Here is a 24,627-nt window from a genome sequence, read left to right as displayed (position 1 = left end):
GGCGGGGGAGGGTCGGGGAGGGGGCAACGCGCAGCCGACGCTCCCACGCCCGCCGACAGCTCAGGACACCCCGCCATGACCAGCCTGACCGACAGCTCCGCCGACCTCGCCCGCGCCGAGCGCAAGGCCCGCCGCGCCCATTCCCTGAACCGCATCGCCTCCGCCCTGACCGCCGTCGGGCTCGGCTGGCTGGCGCCGCTGCTGCGGCTCGCCGCCGGCGAGAACCCGCGCCAGCAGGGCGTCGAGCTGTGGCGCCAGATGGGCATCCCGCTGACCGCCATCCTGCTGTTCCTCGCCGCCTGGGGCTGGGCCGCCCCGCAGGTGCAGACCAGCCTCGGCGCCATCCCCGGCCCGGCCCAGGTGTGGGAGCAGGCGACCAACCTCTACGCCGACCACAAGGCCGAACGCGCCAAGGAGGCCGCCTTCTACGACCGGCAGGCCAAGCGCAACGCCGAGATCCTGGCCAAGGACCCGAAGGCGGAGGTGAAGACCCGCCCCTATGCCGGCAAGCCGACCTATCTCGACCAGATCCTGACCAGCCTGAAGACGGTCTTCACCGGCTTCCTGCTGGGCGCGCTGGTGGCGGTGCCGCTCGGCGTCGCCAGCGGCCTGTCGCCGACCGTCAACGCCGCGCTCAACCCGCTGATCCAGATCTTCAAGCCGGTGTCGCCGCTGGCCTGGCTGCCGCTGGTCACCATGGTGGTCAGCGCCACCGTGTCGGGCAGCGACCCGCTGTTCGAGAAGTCCTTCCTGACCTCGGCCATCACCGTCACGCTGTGCTCGCTGTGGCCGACGCTGATCAACACCGCGGTCGGCGTGTCCTCCATCGACCGCGACCTGATGAATGTCGGCAAGGTGCTCCAGCTCTCGGGCTTCACCATGGTCCGCCGCCTCGTGCTGCCGTCGGCACTGCCCTACATCTTCACCGGCCTGCGGCTGTCGCTGGGCGTGGGCTGGATGGTGCTGATCGCGGCGGAGATGCTGGCCCAGAACCCCGGCCTCGGCAAGTTCGTCTGGGACGAGTTCCAGAACGGCTCCTCCAGCTCGCTGGCCAAGATCATGGTGGCCGTCTTCACCATCGGCCTGATCGGCTTCCTGCTCGACCGCGTGATGCTGGCGTTCCAGTCCGCCGTCAGCCACAGCCCCGCCCGCTGACCCCGTCATCATAGGAGACGACGACCATGGCGATCCTGGACCTGAAGGGTGTGTCGAAATCCTACGGCGGCACGACCATCCTGCGCGACATCGACCTGTCGATCGAAGAGGGCGAGTTCGTCGCCATCGTCGGCTTCTCCGGCTCCGGCAAGTCGACGCTGATCAACCTGATCGCCGGGCTGGCGATGCCCGATGCCGGCGAGCTGCTCTACCGCGGCAAGCCGGTCAGCGGCCCCGGCCCGGAGCGCGGGCTGGTCTTCCAGTCCTATTCGCTGATGCCCTGGCTCAGCGTGAAGGAGAATGTCGCGCTCGCCGTCGATGCCGTCCACAAGGACAGGATCGGGTCGGAGCGCGGCGTGCTGACCCGCCGGGCGGTTGAGACGGTGGGCCTGGGCCACGCCGCCGACCGCCGGCCGAAGGAGCTGTCGGGCGGCATGCGCCAGCGCGTCGGCTTCGCCCGCGCGCTCGCCATGAGCCCGGAGATGCTGCTGCTCGACGAGCCGCTGTCGGCGCTCGACGCGCTGACCCGCGCCAAGCTGCAGGACGAGATCGAGGCGATCTGGCGCAAGGACCGCAAGACCGTCATCCTCATCACCAACGATGTGGACGAGGCGATCCTGCTGGCCGACCGCATCATCCCGCTGACCCCCGGCCCAAACGCCACGCTCGGCCCCGCCTTCGCGGTCGACCTGCCGCGCCCGCGCGACCGCACCGCCGTCAACCATGACGAGGATTTCAAGCGCCTGCGCGCCGCCGTCACCGCCTACCTGATGGAGGTCGGCGTCGCCCGCGCCACCGGCGGCGGCGAAGATCTCGCCCTGCCCGACCTGAAGCCCATCACCGCCGCCCCTCCTCCCAAGGCCTACATCGAGGCGATGGGTGGGCGCGGGATGGAGGACCGCTATCTCGAATTCACCCGCCTGACCAAGACCTTCGCCACGCCGAAGGGGCCGCTGACCGTGGTCGACGGCTTCGACCTGAAGATGCGCAAGGGCGAGTTCGTGTCGTTGATCGGCCATTCCGGCTGCGGCAAGTCCACCGTGCTGTCGATGGTCGCCGGGTTGGCCGACGTGACCAGCGGCGGCATCGTGCTGGACGGCCGCGAGGTCGACGGCGCCGGCCCCGACCGCGCCGTGGTGTTCCAGGCCCCCAGCCTGTTCCCCTGGCTGACCGCGTTCGAAAACGTCATGCTCGGCGTCGACCGCGTCTTCCCCCATGCGAGCAAGGGCGAGCGCGCCGACGTCGCCCGCTATTACCTCGCCCGCGTCGGGCTTGGCCATGCCATGGACCGCAAGGCGTCGGAGCTGTCCAACGGCATGAAGCAGCGGGTCGGCATCGCCCGCGCCTTCGCCCTGTCGCCCAAGCTGCTGCTGCTGGACGAGCCGTTCGGCATGCTCGACAGCCTGACCCGCTGGGAGTTGCAGGAGGTGCTGATGGAGGTGTGGGCGCGCACCAAGGTCACGGCGGTCTGCGTCACCCACGACGTCGACGAGGCGCTTCTGCTGGCCGACCGGGTGGTGATGATGACCAACGGCCCGAACGCGAAGATCGGCCATATCCTGGAGGTCGACATCCCCCACCCGCGCACCCGTCAGGCCCTGCTGGAGCACCCGCGCTATTACGAGTACCGCGAGGAGCTGCTGAACTTCCTGGAAGGCGGCCACGCCGGAGCGCCGAAGAAGGCGGCCTGACCGCCCTCTCCTGCGTCCCCCCGCGGTCGGCGGAGCTTGGGGTCACTGCATGATGGTGCGCAATCGTCCGGGACGTGAGGGCACGGCATCGGCGTGAGTTCGGCCGGCCCTCCGGCAGTCCTTTTCACGACCCTCCGATCCCGTCGGATCGGGGGGTCCGCTTTGCCGCCCCTTGACGGACAGGGCCATCACGCTTCCGCTGTTGACTGGGAGCGGACCATCGTACAGGACCGCAAAGCGCCAGAAGCGGACCTTCAAAGCCATTGATTGATGACCGACATCCAGTTTTGGCTCCTCTTCTGGACGGTTCAGGCAGCCCGTTGAGGGTCGTAGGACCGGATCAGGATCTCGGGAGGAATCTGGAGCGCTTCGGACAGCCGCCGGAGCATCGAAACCGAAAGCGCCCAACGCCGGTTCATGAAAAAATGTCCTAAACGTCGTGTGAAAGGGCCCCTCAGATGACATGTTGCATGAGATGCGCTTGCCACATCAGATGGCCCAACACCATTTTCCAAGATTTGTCTCTGTTTTGGAATGAGCCTATATAATTACAATGTGGTTAGAAAACTTCCGATATGTTGCAGAGTTCGATTTCTTAGTTGCTTGAACTAGACTCCTGAATTTTAGAATCGCTCCCTTTGCCTTTTCAGGACTTTTGAGGCCATAAGTGAAAGCTTCTTCGAGGTAGATACATAGCGGCATATTCACCTCTATTAACTCCATCCATATTTGCTGCGCACGCTTAGGGGCAATTTTTGAACCAAAAGAGACTCTCGCCAGATTAGAAATCTTCTTGTCAAGAAATGTTTCAAGACATGCAGCTAGGGCTGCAACCATGAGGTAGGTCGATCCTCGCTTTCTAAAAAAGGAAAGCTGCTGGTTATCATCTTCCGTCAGTGTATCGGGCTCTTTTTTCGCTCGGGTTACCAGCGCCATTTTCGTGCTCTCAACTGCCTTCAACAGCGAGTATGCGAACACAATGTGGCTGCCTGTGACACTCTCGGTGAAATACCGAGCGTATAGACGGTCCACTGCCCAAATATCAGCACGCTGATTATAAGCAACCACGGGATCGCCATGCAAAGCCGCTAGGGCTTGACCGACAGTGTAGGAAGGAAGCAGGTTCGACCGTCGACGGATCGCGTCAGCAAGGCCCCCGCGTCTACCACCCTCATATTCTGCAGAAGGGATTTGCTTGATCTCCTCCCTAAGCCGACGTTGTGTTGCGTCAGTGCTCCGAAAGTCTGAGGCAGTGACCTTGTTCTGCGAATTATTATAGCGAATGATGCTGTACAAAAGCTGCTGGTCACTAGTTTGCACAAAGCGGGCAGCTACTTTCGCGGCTGCATCGAGACGCCCACCGGTGGAGGCAATTGCCCCGGTCGTCTGAGCTCCGTTTACAATAGACATGCCCTTAAACTGAAATACCCGGCGCTTTGCTGTCGGACTCGGCGGCTCAAATGAATGGACGAGTATAGTCAGCCCGTTGTTATAAGCCCAAAAATTCTGCGGCTCTGATTCTGCAGTCTTTTTTATTCCGTGGTTAATGTTGTTATCGGATTCCTTGGAACCAAGATAGTCCCGAACGTTTGCAGAGAACAACTTGACGTTATACTTCTTAAACTCCGCTCGAAGGAAGGCAAGAGGGATAGCCGTGACGTATGCCTTCCATTCCGGACCAGCAATCTCGAAGCCATCGCTAACTTGAAGGGAGAAGTCTTCATTCACGAGGATTGGAGATTGAGTGTCGTTATACCACTCATTGAACTGACCGGCACCCACCTCCAACACCTGAACGCGAACGTTATCGTCCGGATGGTGGTGCTTCAAGGCCGCAATAGCTGTTGCTTCAACCGACCGCAGTTCGTTACGAACGTTCTCCGACTCAGGAAGATTATGAATGTACCAGATATAGAGTTGGGTTACTTCACCACCACTGATCGCTTCACGTAAATCTTGTGCAGCTACACTGATTCGATCAGGAAGGTCCTTTAACTCTCTTTGGAGAAGCCAAGCAACAGCGGTATTGAGATCGGAAGCTTTGTTAGCTGGCGCAGACTGCTTTACCTTAGTAGAGTAGTAGCATTGAGCAATAACAGCAACGCCGTCTTCCTTACTGATATGAAGAAGATCGCACTTCTTGTCATCATGTCCGTCTGTAATTGACTCGGCAGCGACTGTCTCAAGGTCGTCTAGTCCGAACTTGAGCGCCAGAGCGAACAAGCCGATCGCGTTATCACCATAGACTTCGAGGTCGGAACGCTCACGGAAGGCTGAGAGCCAAGGATCTGAAGCGGACTGAGCGACGGTAGGCATATACACTTCCATTTATTGCAGTTGTGTATTGTGTGTTCGATAACCCTGAAACCGAGCGCAAGTCAACATGTATAGCTAGTTTTTTATATCTCTGACACCCCACCTTCCGTTTAGGATATATAATGGTTTCCTGCAAGTAATGAGTGTTATTGGAGAATTTATCCTCTCTTGCGCACATAAAGATCGAGTGAGCGCCCGTTTTTTTGAGAACTATGTCTGAAAATATTAGAATAATCACGCGTACTGTAGTCAACAAAGAATTTTGATCGCTCATATCTGTTGACCTGCGACCGGATGTTCCTCCGGTCGTTTTCAGATTCTCTGTGAGTTGTGATGCTCTAATCAGGCGGTGATGGCAAGCTGAACCGCAACAGCGATCTCAGCCAGCGTGGCTCCACCGAGACCGGAATGCGGCCGGACGTGGTTGTTAGTCCTCCTTCCAGGCGGCAAGGACGACCCGGGCGTGAGACAGCGACGTGAACAGCATCTCGTTCAGCTTTTCATCCCGAAGCCGCCCATTGAAGCTTTTCACGAATCTGTTCTGCATCGGCTTGCTGGGGGCGATGTAGTGCCACTCGACCTGATGCTCCTGGCTCCAGCGCAGGAGCGCCATGCTGGTCAATTCGGTCCCATCGTCGCTGACCATCAACCGCGGCTTGCCGCGCCGAGCGATCAAGGCATCGAGTTCACGGGCTGCGCGGATTCCCGATGGTGAGGCGTCGGCTACTGCCGCACACCGCGCCCTGACCATCGGTCCGCTCATCATCTGTCGGCAAGCGGCCTGCCTTGACGGCAGTCCCTTGGAGAGATCCCGAACGAGCGGCGGAAGGCATGGCCGAAAGCGCTCTGCGAGGTGTATCCGACTTTGCTCGCGATGCTGGCGACATCGGCGTCACCCCGTCCCAACGCTGCACGGGCGAGGGTAAGACGCCAGGCCCGCACATAGGCGAGCGGCGCCTGCCCCACGCGGCGGGTGAAGTGCGCGGAGAAGGCGGCGCGCGACATGTTGGCGACGGAGGCGAGCTGCGCCACGGTCCACTGTCGCGCAATGTCGTCATGGACGGCGCGCAGCACCCGGCCGAGCCGGGGATCGGACAGGGCGCCGAGCCAGCCCATCCCGACCGCCTCGCCACCGTCGGCATGGGCTCGGACCGCCTCGACCAGCAGCACGTCGGCAAGGCGGGCGGTCACGATGCCACGGCCCAGGCGGGCCTGGGCCATCTCGTCCCCCAGCAGGGCGAGGATCGTCGCCACCGATCCCGATCCGGGGGAGGATCGCGGGATCGGCAGGAAATCCGGCAGCATGTCGAGCAGGAAATCGGCGTTCCCCTCGGCGAAGGAGACACTGCCGCCGATCGAGATCATATCGCTGCCGCCAAGCTGCACGGCGTCGCGGCCGGGACTGCCGAAGAGGCTCCGGCCATCGGTGCGGGGCAACGCCGGATCGCTGGCGACCGCATAGGGCGTGCGTCCGATGAGACAGACATCCCCGGCGCCCATCAACAAGGGGGCATGATCCGGAAGGATCAACCAGCTCGTGCCCTTCAGCAGCGCCACGAACTTCAGCCGGTCGAGCGCCGGAAATTCCAGCGACCAGTCGTTCGCGGCTTCCAGCCGCGTCAGGCGGCTGATCCTGGGGCCGAGGACGTCGAGGACGTCCGACAGGGGATCGGCGGCCTCCCGAGACGATTGCGACAAAATCACGGACCCTCTCCCACAGACAATCCTGCAGCATCCCTGAACTGTGCATGCGAAGGAGAAGGACAATGGGTATCGAAGGCAAGGTCGTCGTCATCACCGGCGCAAGCAGCGGCATAGGCCGCGCCACCGCGAGGCTGCTGGCTGACCGGGGTGCGGTCGTCGTCCTGGGCGCCCGCCGGGAAAGCGTGCTGGCCGACGTGTCGGGCGAGATCGCCGCCGCCGGCGGGACGGCCGTCCACAAGGTGACCGACGTTCGCCGGCGCGACGATCTCGACGAACTCGTCGAGCTTGCCGTCACCCGGGGCGGCAGGCTCGACGTCTGGGTGAACAGCGCGGGGATCGGACCGATCTCCCGCTTCGACGCGCTCCGTGTCGAGGATTGGGATGCCATGATCGACGTCAATCTGCGCGGCACGCTCTATGGGATCGCTGCCGTGCTGCCGGTCTTCCAGCGTCAACGGTCCGGCCACATCATCAACATCGTTTCGACTGCCGGCCTCAAGATCCTTCCGACGATGGGGGTCTATGCCGCGACGAAGAACGCGGTGCGCACCGTCACCGAAGCCCTGCGGCAGGAAGCGGGGCCGCATCTGAGGGTGACCGAGGTTTCCCCGGGCTTCGTTGCAACCGATTTCGCAAGCTCCATGACCGATGCCGCGATGAGGGAGGCGATTGCAAAGCGCGCCGCCGATATCGCGATCCCGCCGGAGGCGATCGCCCGCGGCATCGCCTATGCAATCGAGCAGCCGGACGATGTCGATGTCGGCAGCATCGTGATCCGGCCGACGGCGCAGGACTGACCGTCCCTAATCCCTGTCCGCCCCTGCGCGCCATCCGGTCTCGGAGAGCACCGCCATCCGGAAACCCCACCGAAGCACCATCGACAAGCCGGCCCCGCGGGGCCAGCTTATCGTCTTTCGACCTTCAGGACAGACGGGGGGACAGGAGATGAAGCGCGTGACCCTGCCGGACGGCACCGACGTCCCGGCTCTCGGCCAGGGCACCTGGATGATGGCGGAGGGGATGATGGCGGAGGGGCGGGGCAACCGCGCCGCCGAGATCGCCGCGCTCCGGGCCGGCATCGACCATGGCCTGACCCTGATCGACACCGCCGAGATGTATGGCGACGGCGCCTCGGAGTCGCTGGTGGGCGAGGCGATTGCCGGCCGGCGCGACGGGCTGTTCATCGTGACCAAGGTGCTGCCCAGCAACGCGTCGCGCACCGGCACGGTGAAGGCGTGCGAGCGCAGCCTGAAGCGGCTGGGGATCGACCGCATCGACCTCTATCTGCTGCACTGGCGCGGCGGCGTGCCGCTGGCCGAAACGGTGGAGGCGTTCGAGACCCTGCGCGCCACCGGCAAGATCGCCCGCTGGGGCGTCTCCAACTTCGACGTCGACGACCTGGAGGAGTTGGCCGAGGTCGCCGACCTGCACGGCTGCGCCGTCAACCAGGTGCTCTACAATCCCGAACACCGCGGCATCGAATACGATTTGCTGCCCTTCCAGCACACCGCGCGCATGCCGGCGATGGCCTATTCCCCCATCGGCCAGGGCGGCGGCCTGTTGCGCTCCCCGGCGCTGCTGGCGGTGGCGAAGCGCCATGACGCCAGCCCGGCGCAGGTTGCGCTGGCCTGGGCATTGCGGCAGCAGGGCGTGATCGCCATCCCCAAGGCAGGCACCGCCGCCCATGCCGTCGAAAATGCCGCGGCCCTGCGCCTGACCCTGACCGCCCAGGATCTGGCGGAGATCGACCGGGCCTACCCGCCGCCGCGCCGCAAGCAGCCGCTGGCGATGATCTGAGGGGAGGGGCGGCCTCCCGCCCCCACACCCCGCCCCGCCCCGCCGTGCGCCTGCGTGCCTGCATGCCTGCCGCCACCCCTATGGACCGCATGCCGCAGCGTTCCGGCACGTATCATGCCGGCGGCAGGGACACGCGCTCGCGGGCTCGCGGAATTCCCGATTTATTTATTTTAAAAGATCAGAGTTTCACATTTTTTCCCTTGGGAAATCCTGAAAATTCCATCAGACAGTCTACAATGCACTTTGCTTACAATAAGATATTGAATGCAAATTTTTCCATAGCGAAATATTTACACCATGGAACCATGGGCTTGTTTTCGGCTATAAGCCGATTCTCGTCCATGACTTTTGACGAACGCACTTTATGAGGGAGTTTCTTGAATGGACATCCACCCCGACCGTCTCGGCAAGATCGCTATTCTTGCAGCGATCAGTTCCCGGGAGGAAGAGGATATATTCAAGGAGCACATTGCCAAGAACACGAAGGTCAAGCTGGGCTTCACCATGGTTTCCGGATCAAGATCCGACGTGACCCGGACATTCGTCAAGTCGATCGTCGGGTGTGCCTTGCAGACGAACCTCATCCACCACCACCACAACGAGATTCATGCCGTGATCCATGCCGGGCTGGAGTGCCTGAAGGGCCTCAGCTCGGACGTCGCCGCCGAATCGAGCCTGAAGGTGAAGGTCGCCATCGCGACGGATGGCCGCTGGCTCGTCGTCGCCGCCTATGGCGAATCCGCCTTCCACCCGGAAACCAACCATGAGCGGGTCGGCTTCGGCGTCATGCACATCTGACCGGCCAGCCTCCTAGCCCCGGCGGATCGAGGCCAGGAAGCCGTCGACCTCCCCCTGCAGCCTGTCGGATTGCCGGGCCAGGGTCCGGGCCGCGGCGAGAACCGATCCGGCCGCGTCCCCGACCTCGGCCGAGGATCGGGTGACGCCGGCGATGTTGGCCGACACCTCGCCCGTGCCCTCGGCGGCCTGGCTGACGTTCCGGGCGATTTCGTGGGTCGCGGCGGCCTGCTCCTCGACCGCCGACGCGATGGTCGACGCGATGCCGTTCAGTTCGGCGATGGTGCCGCCGATGCCGCGGATGGCGCCCACCACGTCCTTCGAGATCCCCTGGACGGCGGCGATCCGCTGGGCGATGTCGCCGCTGGCCTGGGAGGCCTGGCGGGCCAGCGCCTTGACCTCGTTCGCGACCACGGCGAAGCCCTTGCCATGCACGCCGGCGCGGGCGGCCTCGATGGTCGCGTTCAAGGCCAGCAGGTCGGTCTGCGAGGCGATGGACTGGATCAGGCCGATGATCTCGCCGATCTTGCCGGCGGCAGCCGACAGCTCCTCGACCGTCGCGTCGGTGCGGCGGGTCTCCTCGACCGCCTTGCCGGCGATCTGCGCCGACCGGGCGACCTGCTGGCCGATCTCGCCGATGGAGGCGGTCAGCTCCTCGGACGCCGCGGCGACCGTCTGCACGTTCGTCGTCGCCTGCGCCGCCGCTGCCGCCACCGCGGTCGCCTGTTCGCTGGCCCGGCCGGAGCTGAGCGACATCGCCTGCGCGGTGTCCTGCATCTCCGACGCGGCGGCGCTCAGGGTGCGGGAGATGGCGCCGACGCTCTCCTCGAACTCCCGGGCGACGCGCTCCATCTCCTCCCGCTGCCGCTCGACCGCCTGCCGCTTGGCGTCCTCCTGCTCCCCGCGCAGCCGGTCGGCCTCCTGCGCGCTCGTCTTCAGCACCTCCACCGCCCGGGCGATGCGCCCGATCTCGTTGCGGCGGTCGGTGAAGGGGACCGGCGCCGTGCGGTCGCCATGGGCCAGCCTGTCCAGCGTGCCGCACAGGGCGGACAAGGGCCGGGTGATGCCGCGCCCGAGAAGGGCCGCGCCGCCGCCGGTCAGCAGAAGCGCCACCAGGCCGGTGCCGGCGAGGTCGACGGCCCGCTTGCGCACCGCCGCATCCACGTCGTCGACATAGACGCCGGCCTGGATCGCCCATTGCCACGGCGCATAGCCGCCGACATAGCTCAGCTTGGGCAGCGCTTCGGTGCCACCGCCGCGCGGAACCGCATATTCGGTGAAGCCGCTGCCCTGCCGGGCGATCCCGATCATGTCATGGACCAGCCGCCGGCCGCTCGAATCGGTGTAGTCCATCCGATTGACGCCCTCGTTCCGCGGATTGCTGTGGACGAGGGTGACGCCGTCGAACCGGTAGACGCCGTAATAGTCGCCATCCCCCCACCGCATCGACCGCAGGGCGCGCTTGGCGAGATCCTGTGCCTGCTCCGTCGTCAGGCGGCCGGCCGCCACGTCCTCGTCATAGGTTCCGACCATCTTGAGGACGCTGCCGACCATGTCGCGCAGCTTCTCCTGGCGCTCCGTCAGGATGGTCTGCCGCAGGCTCATGATTTCGCCGGCCGAGACGGCGCAGAAGGCGACCGCCGAAATCCCGATGATCGCGGCGAGGCGCCAGAACACGGACAGGTGCTTCATGTCGAATGATCCCGATAAGAGCGCCGTTCAGCGGCGGTCGAGCGTGATGAAGCTCTCGATCCGGTGGCACACGATGGCCGCGAGGATGGCCTTGACGATGTCGCCGGGCACGAACAGCAGCGTTCCGGACAGGGCCTTCCACCAGCCCAGCCCGACGACCAGCGAGAGCCAGGCCACCCCGCAGGCGTGGATGACGATCACCCCGCCGAGCAGGCAGGCGGCGAGATTGCCCAGGCCGCGCGTCACAGGACTGCCGATCCCCGCGAAGCGGCGGGCGAGGACGCCGATGAGGAAGGCGGCCGGGATCCAGCCATAGAGGAACCCGGCGGTCGGCCCGACGAGCACGCCGAAGCCGCCGCGGCCGCCGGCAAGGACGGGCAGCCCGATGGCGACCAGCGCGACGAACACCGCCATCGCCGTCGCCCCCCGGCGCGGGCCGAGCAGCAGGCCGGCCAGCATCACGCCGAAGGTCTGCAAGGTTATCGGAACCGGCAGGATGCCGAGCGGGATCGGCGGCGTGGCGCCGAGCGCCACCACCAGTCCGGCGCCCAGCGCCGCCAGGGTCAGGTCACGGAAACCGAGGGAGGGGGCGACGCTGGTCATGGGACGGCTCGCGGGGAAAGGGGTTGCGCCGCGACGGACCTGCGCCCGTCGCGACGGCCGGTGCCCACCGGGGATATGGAACGCAGGTCGACCGCGTCGGCGATCTCCCCGGCACGCAGCAGGATGCGCAGCCCGAGCGGAACCGCCAGGGCAAGGACAAGGGCAAGGACGGAGCGGTTGCGCCCGCGCAGCGCCTGGGCCTCGCGGATCTCCGCGATCTCCTCCGCCATCACCGGCACGAAGCGGACCGCGAGCATCAGGGTGAAGGCGCACCGCCCGGCATCGAGCAGGCCGATACGCTCCAGCGGGCGCAGCAGCGCGGCCAGCGCGGCGCAGAGCTCGGCCCAGCTCCACAGCGTGGTGACGATCTGGGCGGCGCAGACCAGCGCCGAAAAGCGCAGGAAGAGGCGCAGGCCGCTGAGCCCGTCCCCCGTCGCCGCATCGAACAGCGCGGTGACGGCGACGACCAGCAGCGCGGCCCTGACCTGCCGGAACGCATCCCGGACCGAGCCGTCGGCGACGGCCAGCCCGGCGGCGGCGGCGGCCGCGACCATCGCCAGCAGCTCGAAGCGGTCGATCCAGGCCAGCAGCGTGCCCAGGCCGGCGAGGATGCACAGCGCGGCGACCGCTCCCGACCCTCCGGCCGGCTTGCCGCAGGATGTGCCGGAAAATGTGCCGGAAATTCCGCTCATCCGTACCTCCGCCGATAGAAGGCGACCGCCTCGGCCGGATCGCCGTCGGCGACGATGCGGCCGTCGCCGACCACCAGCACCCGGTCGAACCCGGCGACGAGGTCGAGGTCGTGGGTGACGACGACCGCCTGCTGCGGCAGGCCGTCGAGAACGCCGCACAGCCGGTTGCGGTTGGCGAGGTCGAGCTGCGAGGTCGGCTCGTCGAACAGGATGGTGCGCGGGTCGCGCGCCATGACGCCGGCCAGCGCGACCAGCTGGCGCTCGCCGCCCGAAAGCTCGTGGATGCGCCGGCCCGCCAGCGTGCCGATGCCGAGCCGGCCGAGCGCCCCGGCGATGGCAGCGGCGACCGCCTCGGCATCGCCCTCCAGGCCGAAGGCCAGATCCTCCCGCACGATGGGATAGACGATCTGGTTGTCGGCGCTCTGGAACAGGAAGCCGGTGCGCCTCCGGACCGCCGCGGCATCGGCCATGGGCGAAAGCCCGTCGATGCTGACGCTGCCCGACGTCGGCGCGAGCAGCCCCACCATCAGTTTCAGCAGGCTCGACTTGCCCGAGCCGTTGAGGCCGAGCAGGCCGATGCGACGCTCGCCGAGCACCAGATCGATCCCGGCAAGCGTCCTCATGCCGCCGCGGTCCAGCCGGACGCCGGAGAAGACGATGGTCTGGCCGGCGGAACCGGGCTCGCAAGGCATTTCGGCGGCGGGCATCCCGGCCATTTCCGGGACGGCCTCGGCCGTCTTCAGCGGCGGCACCGGGTAGAAGGCCACATGGCGGATCGATCCCCGGCTGAGCAGGACCGACCCGCCGCCACCCCCGCCGGCAACCGCGGTCCGGCCGACGCCCTCGCCGAAGGCTTTGGGCAGGCGGCGCAGCAGGTCCGGCAATCGATGCATCAGGCTCATGGTGACTTTCCTCCCGGTTGGCGTCGGGACACACCAACCGCCGCGGGTCGGCAACTCTCAGGAACGGAACTCTCGGGAACGGAACTCTCGGGACCGGGATCTCAGCCGAAGATCGCCTTCATCGCGATGAAGCCGACCGACGGGCAGACCAGGCAGCCGAAGCCGGTGTAGAAGGTCGCGGTCAGCGCGCCGTAGGGCACGAGGCGCGAGTCGGTGGCGGCCAGGCCGGCGGCGACGCCGCTGGTGGTTCCCATCAGTCCGCCATAGACCATCGCCGAGGCCGGGTTGGTCAGGCCGAAGGGCTTGGCCAGGAACGGCGTCAGGATCATCACCGCGATGGACTTCACGACGCCGGCGGCGACGGACAGCGCGATGACGGTCGAGGAGGCGCCGACCGCCGTGCCGGTCACCGGGCCGACGATGAAGGTCACCGCCCCGGCGCCGATGGTGGTCAGCGAGGCGGTGTCGCGGTAGCCGAAGCCATAGGCGACGGCGACGCCGATCACGAAGGCGATGCTGGTCCCGATGACCAGCGACAGGACGCCGCCCAGGCCGGCCTTCTTCAGCTCTTCCAGATTGACGCCGTAGGCGGTCGAGACGATGCAGAAGTCGCGCAGCATGGCGCCGCCCATCAGGGCGAAGCCGGCGAACATCGAGAGGTCGGCGATGCCCTTCTTGCCGCCGGTGGAGATGCCGCCGACATAGGCGAGGATCAGGCCGATGATGATCGCCACCGCCGACCCGTGGATGCGGCCCTTGGTGATGTTCTTGGAAAAGGCGTAGCAGAGCCAGGTCAGGATGCCGACGACCACGAAGGCGAAGATCAGCGGACGGTCGCCGATCAGGGAGGTTAGGAATGCGTTGCTCATGGCGATTGCTCCCCGACTAGGCTTTCTTGGCTTCGGCGTCGTCGCCGAATGTTGAGGTCGAGGATCCTGCGAGCGCCGCGAGCGGGCGGATCAGCACGAAGCATGCGACGACGGAGAGAATTCCCGCGAGGAAGGCGATCCAGCCCCCCGACAGGGCTGCCGCGACGTTCTGGGTCGCCGCCATGGCGATGACGACCGGAATGTACATGGCGTTCCAGAACATGATGCCGTCTTCGGACGCCTTGGGCAGCCAGCCCTTCTTCTTCATCCATGGCGTCACAAAGACGAGCAGAAGCATCGCGAAGCCGACACCGCCGATGTCGCCGGGAATTCCGAGCAGAATACCGAGAGTAAGGCCGATGGATGTTCCAATGAACATGCACAGGCCCAGGACCATCACACCGTAGATGATCATTTGGCGTATTCCTCGAAGAGAATGGCGGCATGGGCCCCGAAGGGTTGGTGGCCGACATTCAAGGGTGGTTTATTTTCTGTGAAACCACATCGACTTCACCGCTCGCCAATTCTGTCAGAACTGTTCGATGGAAGCCGGGCTTCCGGGACGTGCCGAAACAGGCCCCGGAAGCGCTTTGCTCAGCTCACTCGACGACCATCAGCAGGGCGCCCGGCTTGACGCGGTCGCCGACCGCGACGGCGATCGACTTGACGGTGCCGTCGACCGGGGAGATCAGCGGGTTCTTCATCTTCATCGCTTCCAGCACCGCCAGCTCGGTGCCCTTGGTCACGGCGTCGCCGACCGCGACCTTGATGGCTTCGATCTTCGACGGCATCTTCGACTTGAGTTCCATGGTGTCTTTTCCTTGGCTGATGACGGGCCTCGCGGCCCTGGTTGGTTGGATGAGGGGCCTCGCGGCCCCGGTTGGTTGGATGACGGGCCTCGCGGCCCTGGTTCACGGCGCCGGGCCGATGGGGGGCATCGTGTCGATCTCGTCGAGCACCCGGCGCCGCTCGACGAGACGGACGCCGTCCATGCCGCGGCCTGCGACCGCGGTGACGTCCGACACGAGTTCTTTGAGCTTGATGCCGAGGCCGCCGGGGGTGGCGACCTCGACGTCGCAGGATCGGTCGTGCCGGCTTGCGAACCCCGCAAGCGCGGCATGGAAGGAGCGCAGTCCGGCAACCGAGCGGGCGATGACGACCGCGTCGATGTCGGAGCACGGCTCCATGTAGGGCAGGCCGGTCAGCGCCTGGAGCGCCGCCGATCCGAACAGGCCGACGGCGACGCCGTGGGCGCGGCCGAGTTCGGCCAGTTCCAGCAGTTGGTCCGCTTCCGGGAAGGCGCCCGCCGCGATGCGGCCGGCGACTTCCCAGGGCGTATGGACCGCGCCGACGCCGCCGAAAGGCAACGTCACGGCGGAGCGCACCCGCACCCCGTCCTCGCGGAAGGGGAAGGAGACGCCGATCTGGATCGACCCTGCCGGCAACGGCGCCTTGGGCGCGCAGACGATTCCGGGAATCGCCGTTGCGAGAAAGACGTCATGGATGCGCTCCGCCACATCGGGGCGGCGATGCATCGGCAACAGGCCGTCGCGGAGCGCATCGGCGACGGGACGGCGGTGGGCCGGCCCGATGTCGATCATGACGTGCCGGGTCAGCGCCGGCAGGGTCGATGGGGTTGTCGACAGGGCTGTCATCGCGTCTTCGTCCAGGTCGGATCGGTCTTCGCCATCGCCTGGACGTCGGTCTGGGCGCGGACGAGATCGTCGAAGGCACGGGTGGCGACCGGGCCGCGCACCTCGAAGGGTTCCGCCCCCTGCCCGCCACCGATGCCGGGAACCAGATGCAGGACCGTGGCCGGGGCCGAGGTCTGCAGGTCGGCCTCCACCTTCACCACCCGGCTCTTGATGCGCAGGATGGTGCGGGCGGCCCGTTCGACGGTCTCGCGGTTGGCAAGGGTCGTGGCCCGGACGAAGACCTCGTATTCCGGATGGGTGCGGCGGCGGCGATAGGTGACGATCCGCCCGGTCGGGGAGCAGGCATGGCCGGTCTCCGAGATCGGGAAACTGTCGCCCGTCGGCAATCCGCCGACCACCAGCTCCGCCCATCCCTCGCCGGCCGGCGACGGCGCGAGCGTGAGATCGTCGCGCACGGGATGGCCGTCGAGGGTGAGCCAGCCGAACTCCTGGCAGCCGTAGAGGTCGTGGACCGGCCAGCCGAAGGGCTCGACCCGGCTCAGAAGGTCGAGATCCAGCGGCGTGCCCGCCACGACGATGCGGCACCGTTCGGGGAGGTCGGCGGCGAGGCCGAGGGACAGCGCCTCGCCGATGCTGGCCCGGATGAAGGAGGATTCCCCCAGCACGATGTCCGGACGCTGCCGGCAGAAGGCGGTGATGAAGGCGCCGCGGCTCGACCGGTCGAGAAAGGACCATTCGATGCCGCAGCGCTCCAGCGCCAGGCGGGAGAAGACGTTGACCAGCGGCGGGTAGGTGACGAGCATCCGGTCGCCCGGCTTCGCCCCGATGGCCTCCATCACCCGGCGGGTCGCGTCGCAGCGTGCCTCGAGCTCGCTGTGGGCGACGCCGACGATGTTCTGGAACGCCGACGATCCCGTCGTGAAGGTCAGGTAGGCGAGGTTGAAGGGGGTGTGCACCTCCTCGACGATGTGCGCGGCCGTCGGGCCGGCGATGCCCTTTTCCGCCAGCGTGCGGCGCGGCATCTCGGCGAAGGTCGGCACGGTCGAGAAGGCGTCGGCGACCGCCGCGTATTGTTCGAAGATCTCGGACATGACACACCCCTTTCCTCTACGCCCCGTTGCGCGTCGTCAGCCGGCCTGCGGACGGAAGCGGTCCTCGACGGCGGCGAACTCCGTGCGCAGCAGCGCCTGGACCGTCGGGCGCACCGTGCGTCCGCCCCGCTCGGCGCCGAGGGCGCCGCGGCCGCGCGGACCGGTCAGCGCCGTGGCATCGGACTTGGCCTTGCGGATGTCGGCGATCTGGGCGGCGATGGCCGGGCGCATGCCGGCGATGGTCTCGACCAGCTGCTCCACCCCGCCGAGCTTGAAGAAGAAGGCCGGGCCGGCGGCGAAGACCGGGTTCGCCTTCGCCAGCTCCTCCAGCAGCTCGACGTCCTTCTTGATGATCCGCGACACCGAGCTGATCGGCATGACGTGGATCATCGTCTGGAATTCGGAGGTCAGCGACAGGATGCGGTCGGCCTGCAGGCCATGGCAGAGGAAGGCGCCGGAGATGGCCCGTCCCACCACCATGGCGACGATCGGATGGCCGGCGAGCCGGGCCTCGGCCAGCGCCAGCTGATAGGCGCCGGTCGCCTTGTTCATGCCGAAGATCTCCTCGACCTTGCCCGGACCGTTGCCCGGGGTGTCGACGATCAGCACGATGGCGCGCTTCTTGGCCGCTTCCTTTTCCGCATCGGCGGCAAGGGTGGCGTAGACGGCCTGCGCCATCTTGTAGCCTTCCTCCAGCCCGATGATGCCCGAATAGACGACCGGGAACTTCTCGTTGAAGGCCTCGGCGTCAGAGGCGATGACGGTGACCGTCTCCCCCTCCAGCAGGGCGGTGCCGACCACCGCGCCGGGGCCGAAATCCGGGTCCTCGAAGGTCCGGGCGCCGACGGTGCCCTCGGTGAAGCTGCCGGCGTCGACGATCAGGTCGATGGCCGCGCGGCCTTGTCCCAAAAGTGTTTCCATGGGGTCTTTCTCCCGATCACAGGGCCAGACGGCGGACGGACTTGCGGAAGTCCGCGAGCGGTCCGTCGGCGAGGCCGACGGGGTCGTTGTTGCCGGCATGGCGCCAGACGTCGCGCGCATCGTCCGGCTTCAGCTCCGCGGCCAGCGCGACGCCGCGCAGCTGCTTCTCGACCAGCTCCGGCGACCCGATCCGGCGCATCGCCTCGAAGGACGAAACCGGCAGGGCGCAGAGATCGGCGAGCTGGGCGCGGAAGGCGGCGACGCTGTCGTCCACAAGGAAATTGGCGTCGCCCATCACGTATTTGTGACGGCCGCCGGTGGTGCGGTACACCAGGGCGCGGTTCGAGGCGTCGAACTCGTCCTTGCCCATCTCCTGCTCGATCACCTCCGGGCCGGTCAGGCCGAGGCGGCCGAACTCGCTCATCACGATGGCGTCGGTGGCGGCGGCGACGAAGCCCATGCCGCCGAAGCAGCCGATGCGCGAGCCGATCAGCGCCACGACCGGCACCTTGTGGCGGGCGCGCTGCAGGGCGTCCATCACCTCGGCATGGGCGAGCAGGCCGGCATTGGCCTCGTGCAGGCGAACGCCGCCGGTCTCGAAGGAGATGGCGACCAGCGGACGCGCCGACGCCGGCAGGCCGGGGTTCTCGGCGACGAGGCGGTCGTTGAACTCGATGGCCATGTCGATGATGCCGACCATCTTGGCGCCGCCGACCTCGCCGACCGACCCGCCGATGAAGCGGCCTTCCTGCGAGATGACGAAGACCGGGCGGGTGCCGATGCGGCCGACGCCGGTGACGATGCCGTCATCGTTCTCCACCGCTTCGCCGAGAGCGACGAGGTGGGGGCTGACCAGACGGTCGAACGGACCGCCGAGCTCGACGAAGCTCCCCTCGTCGACAAGGCCGACGGCGCGGTCGCGGGCGCTGGATTCCAGGAAGGAATTCGTCTGGAGTCTGCTCCAGTTGGGCATGCTCTGAACTCCCGGCTTCAGGCCCGCGCCTCGGCCAGCGCCTGACGCAGGCGCAGGGCGACGATGGCGGGCGAGGCGTTGTTGTCGTTGATCTCGATGGACAGGCCGGCAAGCCCGGTCTCGGCGACGAAATGCTCGACCACGCGCTTCCACAGCGCGTCGAAGCCCTTGACCGGGGTCACGATCCGCACCGACACGGCGCTGCCGGCGGCCTTGGGTTCGAGCAGCACTTCAAGGTCGCCGGAGCCGACCACGCCGCAATGGGCCCGGCCGGGAAGGGAGACCGACCGGCCATCCCCGTCGACGGTGAATTCGATTGTTTCCAGAGACATGAGGGACTCCGATCACCAGTTGCGGAAGCGGGCCGGCGGGTTGTAGAGGCCGCCCGAGATGTCGACGAGGTCGCGCATCGAGCGGGCCGCGAGCAGGTCGCGGTTGGCGCGGTTGCGGTCGATGCCGAGGTCTTCCGGGGTCTTGAAGATGTTCGCCTCGCGCAGGCGCCTGGTTTCGGCCGGATCGGCCTTCATGCCGACCTCGGTGTAGCCGGCGGCGGCGCGGATGGCGGCCATGCGGGCGGCCATGTCCGGCGCGCGGTTGAGGTAGGCGACGCCTTCCTCGGTGACGATGTGGGTGACGTCGTCGCCGTAGATCATCACCGGCGGCAGCTCGAGGCCGGCATTCTCGGCCAGCTGCCAGGCGTCGAGCTTCTCGACGAAGGTCGGGGCGCGGGCCTCGCCGAAGGTCTCGGCGCCCTGCACGACAAGCCGCTTGCCGCGCGGCATGGTGCCGATCTGGTCGGCCATGTGCGGGACTTCCTGGCCGCATTTCAGCCAGCTCTCGGTCACATGGCGGCGGCCCTTGGCGTCGCAGCCCATGTTCGGCGCGCCGCCGAAGCCGGAGACGCGGTTGGCCGTCGCGGTGGAGGAGTTGCCCCACGGGTCGATCTGCAACGTGCCGCCGATGAACATGTCCAGCGCGTAATGGCCGGCGGTCTGGGCGAAGGCGCGGTTGGAGCGCAGCGAGCCGTCCGGCCCGGTGAAGAAGATGTCGGAGCGTGCCTTGACATACTCCTCCATCCCCAGCTCGCCGCCGAAGCAGTGGATGGTGTCGACCCAGCCGTCCTCGATCGCCGGGATCATCGTCGGGTGCGGGTTCAGCACCATGTGGGTGCAGACCTCGCCCTTGAGGCCCAGCTCGGCGCCGTAGGTCGGCAGGATCAGCTCGATGGCCGAGGTGAGGAAGCCGATGCCGTGGTTGATCCGCTTGACCTTGTACTCGGCGTAGATGCCCTTCAGGGCCAGCATGCCGAGCAGGATGTGGTTGTCGGTGACCAGGCCGGGGTCGCGGGTGAACAGCGGCTCGATGAAGAAGGGCTTCGGGCTCTCGACCACCGCGTCGACCCAGCCGGCCGGGATGTCGACGCGCGGCAGCTTGTCGACGATCTTGTTCACCTGGGCGATGACGATGCCCTGGCGGAACTTGGTCGCCTCGACGATGACCGGCGTGTCCTCGGTGTTGAAGCCGGTGTAGAGGTTGCCTTCGCGGTCGGCCTCATAGGCGCAGATCAGCGAGACGCGCGGCGTCAGGTCGAGGAAGTAGCGGCCGAACAGCTCGAGATAGGTGTGGATGGCGCCGAGCTGGATCTTGCCTTCGCGGATGAACTTGGCGACGCGGCCCGACTGCGGCCCGCCGAAGGCGAAGTCGAGCTTCTTGGCGATGCCGCGCTCGAACATGTCCAGGTGCGAGGCCAGCGGCACGCAGGATTGGACCATGTGCAGGTCGTGGATCTCGGCCGGGTCGACCTTGTTCAGGCAGTCGGCGAGGAAGTCGGCCTGCTTCTGGTTGTTGCCTTCGATGTTGACGCGGTCGCCGGAGCGGATCACCGCCTTCAGCAGGGAGACGGTGTCCTCCGGCTTCACCCGCTTGCCGGCGCCGATATAGGGCGCGGCGGCCTCCATGCGCTGGCGGGTGTCGGCTGCGAGCTTGTCCCACCGTTGTTCGGTCTTCATGAGAATGCCCCCATGTGGGTCTTGTGAAGGTGCGGGGGGATCGGGGCCACGGGCGGAGCCGTGCCGATTTCCCCGGAATGGATTTCGCCGGAATGGATGTCGCGGACGGTCCCGGCGGCGTCGCGGATGCGCAGCGCCCCGTCGCCCGCGAGGCCGATGAGGGTGGCGCAGATCTCCTCGTCGCCGTCGTCCAGCCGGACGACCCGTCCGAGATGGAGGGCGTGGTCGGTCCAGGTCGCGGCGAAGGCGGACAGCCCCTGCCGTTCCCAGAGCCTCACCCAGCGGTCGAAGGCCGCACACAGGGCTTCCACGAAGGCGCCGCGGTCGACCGGGCGGCCCGCCAGCGTCGCCAGGGAAACCGCCCTGTCCCGCAGCTCCGCCGGGAAGCCGGCGTCGGGGATGGCAAGGTTGATCCCCATGCCGATCACCGCGAAGTCGAGGTCGCCGTCACCGTCGCAGGCCGCCTCGGCGAGGATGCCGCAGATCTTGCGGCCGCCGGCCAGCAGGTCGTTCGGCCATTTGACGCCGGCCTCGACCCCGGTCGCCGCGAGGATCGCCTCGCGCAGCGCGACCGCGGCCAGCAGCGGCAGCTGGGCCGCCTCGCGCAGGCCGCGCCCGGTCCTGACCAGGACCGACAGGCAGAGGCTGCCGTCGGGGGTGGAGAACCACCCCCGCTCGCCCTTGCCGCGGCCGGCGGTCTGGTCGCGGGCGATCAGCACCGTGCCGTGGGGGGCGCCGGTCCGGCCGGTTTCGACCAGCCGGCGGTTGGTGCTGTCGAGCCGGTCGGCCTCGATGACGATCCGGCCGATGCCGTCGCTCCGCTCGATCGCGGAAAGCCGCGTGGCACCAGGATCTTGGAAGGGAACGGTTGGCATGGGATCGATCTCCGAGGCAAGGCCCGGGTCAGTGCGCGGCGACGAGGCCGATGGTCGAGGCGAAGATGCCGACGGCGATGGCCGAGACGATCAGGCCGCAGACGTTGGCGCCCATGGCGACCGGAAGGACCATCGCGTAGGGGTTGTCCTCGGCGGCGACCTTCTGGGCGAGCTTCGCGGTGGTCGGCACGCAGGACACGCCGGCGATGCCGACCAGCGGGTTGAAGCCGTTCTTGTTGAACATCCACACGACCCAGCCGCCGAGCAGGCCGCCGATGCCGGACACCAGCAGCGCGGTGATGCCGAGGACGAGCAGGATGGCGACGCGGCCGTCCAGCAGGGTCGAGGCTTCGCAGAGCACGCCGAGCACCAGCCCGAGCATCAGGGTCGAGGAGTAGGTGATCGTCTTTTCCAGCAGCTCCTGGTACGGCTCGATCTCCGCTTCCTTGATGGCGACGCCGAGGAAGAAGGACATGATCAGCGGCGCTGCGACCGGCAGCAGCAGGCAGAGCAGGGCGGCGGCGACGATGGTGAAGATGAACTTCGACTTGGACGAGACTTCCGGGAAGCTCATCTCGACGTCGATGGCCCGGTACTTGGCCGGCACCAGCAGCTTCATCAGGTACGGATAGCCGGCGTAGGTCAGCGACAGGTACAGGTAGGCGATGATCGAGATCGGAACGAAGAGTTCCTTGGCCATCATCAGCGAGGCGAACAGCACCATCGGGCCGTCGGCGCCGCCGATGGAGCCGACCGCGGCCGCTTCGCCGGGGGTCAGGCCGCAGTAATAGCCGATCACCAGCGTGACGAAGGTGCCCATCTCGGCGAAGATCGCGCAGGTCATCGCCGCCCACGGACGGGCGAGGATGAAGGAGATGTCCGCCATGGTGCCGATGCCGAAGAACAGCATGCAGGCGACCAGCGAATTGGAGAAGGCGAAGTTGTAGATCGGCTGCAGGAAGTAGATCTGCATGTCGTTGACGAGCTGGATCGGGTCCGAGATCATCGGATCCAGCATCAGCGTGCCGATCTTCTGGGCCTGCAGGAACATGACGCCGGCGTTGACGCACATCATCGCGATGCCCATCGGCACCATGATGAGCGGCTCCAGCGTGCGCTTGAAGCCGAGATAGGCCAGGAAGAAGCCGAAGGCGATCAGGGCGATGCGGGCGAAGGCAATCGTCGGATCCTGGACGAACAGCGTGCCGATGCCGGGAAAGACGGTGAAAAGTTGCTGTAGCATGGGGGTGATCTCCTCAGCGCACGGCTTATTCGGCCGAACCAGCCATGGTTTTGTTGAGCAGAACGATCACCCCGATGACGGCGTAGGCGATCACCGCGGTGAGGCCGTAGGCCATCAGCGCGTAGGTGACGACGTTCATGGATTTTCTCCGGGAACAGGGGCGGGGGGCGGGTCGAAGCGGGAGGTGGCCGAAGCCGGGAAGCTCTCCGCTTCGAGCAGATGGACGGCGGCGGTGACCGCCAGCAGGTCGGCGGCGCCGCCGGGGCTGAGCCGGCGGGCGACGCAGTCGTCGGCGAAGCGGTCGATCTCGGCGAGGCCGCGCCCGGTGAGCGCGCCGCCGAGATCGCGCACGGCGGCGGCGCGCTCGCGGACGAAGGCGAGGCCATCGGGTCCGCCGCGCCACAGGACGGTGGTGTCCTCGGCCTCGGCGGCGATGGCGACGAGCGCATGGAGAAGGGCACGATTGAGCCCGGCTTCCTGCGCCAGGGCGGCGCGCAGGGCCGGCAGGCCGTGCTTGGCGACGGTCGGGAAACCCGCCTCGGCCTCGCCGCGGATGCCGGTGGCGCCATGCCGGGCATAGAGGATCTCGCCGGCGGTCAGGCGCTCGCGGTCGCAGCCTTCCAGTTCGCGTTCGACGATCCCGCGGGTGATGGCGGCGGCGGCGGCGAACAGGCGGTCGGGCGAACAGGGGCGGTGGCCGTCATTGGAAAGGCCGGCGGCGGCGGCGGTGAGGCCGAGCGCGAAGAGCGCGCCGCGCTGGGTGTTGACGCCGTTGGAGGCGGCGAACAGGCGCCGGTCATAATCGCGGCCGACGGCGCGGATCAGCGGCAGCACGGCCGCCGCGCCGGAAGGGGCCGCCCCGGAATGGGCCAGCCCGATGGCGGCGCAGCGATGGAAACAGGGGGCGATGGCTGCGGACGTCAGCATGAACGTCTGCAAATCCATGTCGGCATGCGATCCCATCGAGCGCGGCGTGACGAGGCCGGGCTTGGGATGGACGGAAACCTCGAGGAGAATGCCGGTCAGGCAGGCCGAACCGATGGTCCATACGGCGGATGCCGTCTCGTCATGCCGGTGCGGGGAGGGTCTGTGTCCGGCAAGGCCGGCAAGAGGTGACAAATACATGATGGCAATCCATCAGGCATCGTCCGCCGGAGGCACGCTCCGCAGACGAACCCAATAACGACGTCCATGTCATCCGACACGGGTCGTTGGGAGATCACCGTCACGCAGTCACTGTATCACTTGGTGAATACCCGGCGAGCCCTCCATCATCTCATACGATGCGAGGCGGGCCGGAGTCCGATTTGGTCGATCACTTGTCTCTTTGCCAACCTCGCGACCTCGAAGACTGGCTGGCGAACGAATGACATGGCGGATCGGGCAAGTCAATGGACCAAAGTCATGCCTGAAGGCTCGATTGAGCGAATAATAGCCATAACCCGATTGATTCCTAAGCACATAGCCGGCGACCTGCGGCGGCATGCCGCATCCATTCAACGACATCTGCTGCGATCTCGACTGATGGCTGAATCAACTTGTCAGTCTCTGACCGATAATGGCGCGGGCAGCGAATTTCGCCTTCGGCACCGCAATCTTGAAGCGTGCGAGATATCGTCGGCACGATCAACGCGAGACAGCGCC

General features: G+C 66.6%; 24 protein-coding genes and 1 pseudogene. 6 read left to right on the top strand and 19 right to left on the bottom strand.

Features of this window, described 5'->3' with window-relative positions:
* Positions 1-75 precede the first annotated feature (75 nt).
* Positions 76-1,155, top strand: coding sequence for an ABC transporter permease (locus ABMY26_RS11835; protein WP_372396466.1), 1,080 nt, complete (start codon positions 76-78; stop codon positions 1,153-1,155).
* Between the two features lie 26 nt (positions 1,156-1,181).
* Positions 1,182-2,846, top strand: coding sequence for an ABC transporter ATP-binding protein (locus ABMY26_RS11830; protein ID WP_372396465.1), 1,665 nt, complete (start codon positions 1,182-1,184; stop codon positions 2,844-2,846).
* A gap of 540 nt (positions 2,847-3,386) precedes the next feature.
* Here the strand turns inward: ABMY26_RS11830 and ABMY26_RS11825 are convergent.
* The 3 genes and pseudogenes from ABMY26_RS11825 to ABMY26_RS11815 all read right to left on the bottom strand — a co-directional run bounded on the left by ABMY26_RS11825 (position 3,387) and on the right by ABMY26_RS11815 (position 6,866).
* Positions 3,387-5,162 carry an AIPR family protein gene (locus tag ABMY26_RS11825; protein ID WP_372396464.1) on the bottom strand — a complete coding sequence of 592 codons (1,776 nt, stop codon included), beginning with the start codon at positions 5,160-5,162 and terminating at the stop codon, positions 3,387-3,389.
* Positions 5,163-5,534: 372 nt separating this feature from the next.
* Positions 5,535-5,901, bottom strand: a pseudogene (locus ABMY26_RS11820) (integrase core domain-containing protein); the annotation flags it as partial.
* Between the two features lie 23 nt (positions 5,902-5,924).
* Positions 5,925-6,866, bottom strand: coding sequence for a cupin domain-containing protein (locus tag ABMY26_RS11815; RefSeq protein WP_372396463.1), 942 nt, complete (start codon positions 6,864-6,866; stop codon positions 5,925-5,927).
* 62 nt (positions 6,867-6,928) lie between these two features.
* Between ABMY26_RS11815 and ABMY26_RS11810 the strand changes: the two genes are divergently transcribed.
* The 4 genes from ABMY26_RS11810 to ABMY26_RS11795 all read left to right on the top strand — a co-directional run bounded on the left by ABMY26_RS11810 (position 6,929) and on the right by ABMY26_RS11795 (position 9,461).
* Positions 6,929-7,663, top strand: a complete 735-nt coding sequence (locus tag ABMY26_RS11810; protein ID WP_372396462.1) for an SDR family oxidoreductase — start codon at positions 6,929-6,931, stop codon at positions 7,661-7,663.
* Between the two features lie 148 nt (positions 7,664-7,811).
* Complete coding sequence (locus ABMY26_RS11805) at positions 7,812-8,663, top strand: aldo/keto reductase (RefSeq protein ID WP_372396461.1); 852 nt, start codon at positions 7,812-7,814, stop codon at positions 8,661-8,663.
* Positions 8,664-8,725: 62 nt separating this feature from the next.
* Complete coding sequence (locus ABMY26_RS11800) at positions 8,726-9,031, top strand: hypothetical protein (protein WP_372396460.1); 306 nt, start codon at positions 8,726-8,728, stop codon at positions 9,029-9,031.
* Between the two features lie 13 nt (positions 9,032-9,044).
* Complete coding sequence (locus ABMY26_RS11795; protein WP_372396459.1) at positions 9,045-9,461, top strand: HutP family protein; 417 nt, start codon at positions 9,045-9,047, stop codon at positions 9,459-9,461.
* A 12-nt stretch (positions 9,462-9,473) separates the two neighbouring features.
* Here ABMY26_RS11795 and ABMY26_RS11790 read toward each other — a convergent pair whose 3' ends face one another.
* From ABMY26_RS11790 to mdcB, 16 genes are all read right to left on the bottom strand, one after another.
* Complete coding sequence (locus tag ABMY26_RS11790; protein WP_372396458.1) at positions 9,474-11,150, bottom strand: methyl-accepting chemotaxis protein; 1,677 nt, start codon at positions 11,148-11,150, stop codon at positions 9,474-9,476.
* Positions 11,151-11,177: 27 nt separating this feature from the next.
* Positions 11,178-11,753 carry a biotin transporter BioY gene (locus tag ABMY26_RS11785; protein ID WP_372396457.1) on the bottom strand — a complete coding sequence of 192 codons (576 nt, stop codon included), beginning with the start codon at positions 11,751-11,753 and terminating at the stop codon, positions 11,178-11,180.
* Positions 11,750-12,445 (bottom strand): CbiQ family ECF transporter T component, encoded by a 696-nt coding sequence (locus ABMY26_RS11780; RefSeq protein WP_372396456.1) that lies wholly within the window; start codon positions 12,443-12,445, stop codon positions 11,750-11,752. The genes ABMY26_RS11785 and ABMY26_RS11780 overlap by 4 nt, the downstream gene beginning before the upstream one ends.
* Positions 12,442-13,347, bottom strand: a complete 906-nt coding sequence (locus ABMY26_RS11775) for an energy-coupling factor ABC transporter ATP-binding protein (protein WP_372396455.1) — start codon at positions 13,345-13,347, stop codon at positions 12,442-12,444. The genes ABMY26_RS11780 and ABMY26_RS11775 overlap by 4 nt, the downstream gene beginning before the upstream one ends.
* Before the next feature lie 101 nt (positions 13,348-13,448).
* Positions 13,449-14,216 carry a malonate transporter subunit MadM gene (gene madM / locus ABMY26_RS11770; RefSeq protein WP_372396454.1) on the bottom strand — a complete coding sequence of 256 codons (768 nt, stop codon included), beginning with the start codon at positions 14,214-14,216 and terminating at the stop codon, positions 13,449-13,451.
* A 16-nt stretch (positions 14,217-14,232) separates the two neighbouring features.
* A complete protein-coding gene (gene madL, locus ABMY26_RS11765) occupies positions 14,233-14,631 on the bottom strand; it encodes a malonate transporter subunit MadL (RefSeq protein ID WP_372396453.1) in 399 nt (132 codons plus the stop codon).
* 184 nt (positions 14,632-14,815) lie between these two features.
* Positions 14,816-15,025: a biotin/lipoyl-containing protein gene (locus tag ABMY26_RS11760; RefSeq protein ID WP_045584825.1), complete on the bottom strand. Its 210-nt coding sequence runs from the start codon at positions 15,023-15,025 to the stop codon at positions 14,816-14,818.
* Between the two features lie 102 nt (positions 15,026-15,127).
* Positions 15,128-15,871, bottom strand: a complete 744-nt coding sequence (mdcG, locus tag ABMY26_RS11755) for a malonate decarboxylase holo-[acyl-carrier-protein] synthase (protein WP_372396452.1) — start codon at positions 15,869-15,871, stop codon at positions 15,128-15,130.
* Positions 15,868-16,962 (bottom strand): acyl carrier protein, encoded by a 1,095-nt coding sequence (locus ABMY26_RS11750; RefSeq protein ID WP_372396451.1) that lies wholly within the window; start codon positions 16,960-16,962, stop codon positions 15,868-15,870. Before ABMY26_RS11750 ends, mdcG begins: the two co-directional genes overlap by 4 nt.
* A gap of 36 nt (positions 16,963-16,998) precedes the next feature.
* The gene (gene mdcE, locus ABMY26_RS11745; protein WP_372396450.1) at positions 16,999-17,883 is read right to left on the bottom strand and encodes a biotin-independent malonate decarboxylase subunit gamma; all 885 of its coding nucleotides are present in this window, start codon (positions 17,881-17,883) and stop codon (positions 16,999-17,001) included.
* Between the two features lie 16 nt (positions 17,884-17,899).
* Positions 17,900-18,856 carry a biotin-independent malonate decarboxylase subunit beta gene (locus tag ABMY26_RS11740; RefSeq protein WP_372396449.1) on the bottom strand — a complete coding sequence of 319 codons (957 nt, stop codon included), beginning with the start codon at positions 18,854-18,856 and terminating at the stop codon, positions 17,900-17,902.
* 17 nt (positions 18,857-18,873) lie between these two features.
* On the bottom strand, positions 18,874-19,188 hold the full coding sequence (gene mdcC / locus ABMY26_RS11735; RefSeq protein WP_372396448.1) for a malonate decarboxylase acyl carrier protein: 315 nt from the start codon (positions 19,186-19,188) through the stop codon (positions 18,874-18,876).
* Between the two features lie 12 nt (positions 19,189-19,200).
* Positions 19,201-20,865: a malonate decarboxylase subunit alpha gene (mdcA, locus tag ABMY26_RS11730; RefSeq protein ID WP_372396447.1), complete on the bottom strand. Its 1,665-nt coding sequence runs from the start codon at positions 20,863-20,865 to the stop codon at positions 19,201-19,203.
* Positions 20,862-21,740 carry a biotin--[acetyl-CoA-carboxylase] ligase gene (locus ABMY26_RS11725; RefSeq protein WP_372396446.1) on the bottom strand — a complete coding sequence of 293 codons (879 nt, stop codon included), beginning with the start codon at positions 21,738-21,740 and terminating at the stop codon, positions 20,862-20,864. Before ABMY26_RS11725 ends, mdcA begins: the two co-directional genes overlap by 4 nt.
* A 28-nt stretch (positions 21,741-21,768) precedes the next feature.
* Complete coding sequence (madB, locus tag ABMY26_RS11720; RefSeq protein WP_372396445.1) at positions 21,769-22,983, bottom strand: Na+-transporting malonate decarboxylase, carboxybiotin decarboxylase subunit; 1,215 nt, start codon at positions 22,981-22,983, stop codon at positions 21,769-21,771.
* A gap of 135 nt (positions 22,984-23,118) precedes the next feature.
* Complete coding sequence (gene mdcB / locus ABMY26_RS11715; RefSeq protein ID WP_372396444.1) at positions 23,119-24,108, bottom strand: triphosphoribosyl-dephospho-CoA synthase MdcB; 990 nt, start codon at positions 24,106-24,108, stop codon at positions 23,119-23,121.
* Positions 24,109-24,627: the final 519 nt, after the last annotated feature.

The sequence above is a fragment of the Azospirillum sp. HJ39 genome (assembly GCF_041507355.1).
GTDB classification, from domain to species: domain Bacteria; phylum Pseudomonadota; class Alphaproteobacteria; order Azospirillales; family Azospirillaceae; genus Azospirillum; species Azospirillum thiophilum.
Note: the sequence above shows the minus strand (reverse complement) of the source record. Positions and strands in the feature narration are given on the sequence as shown.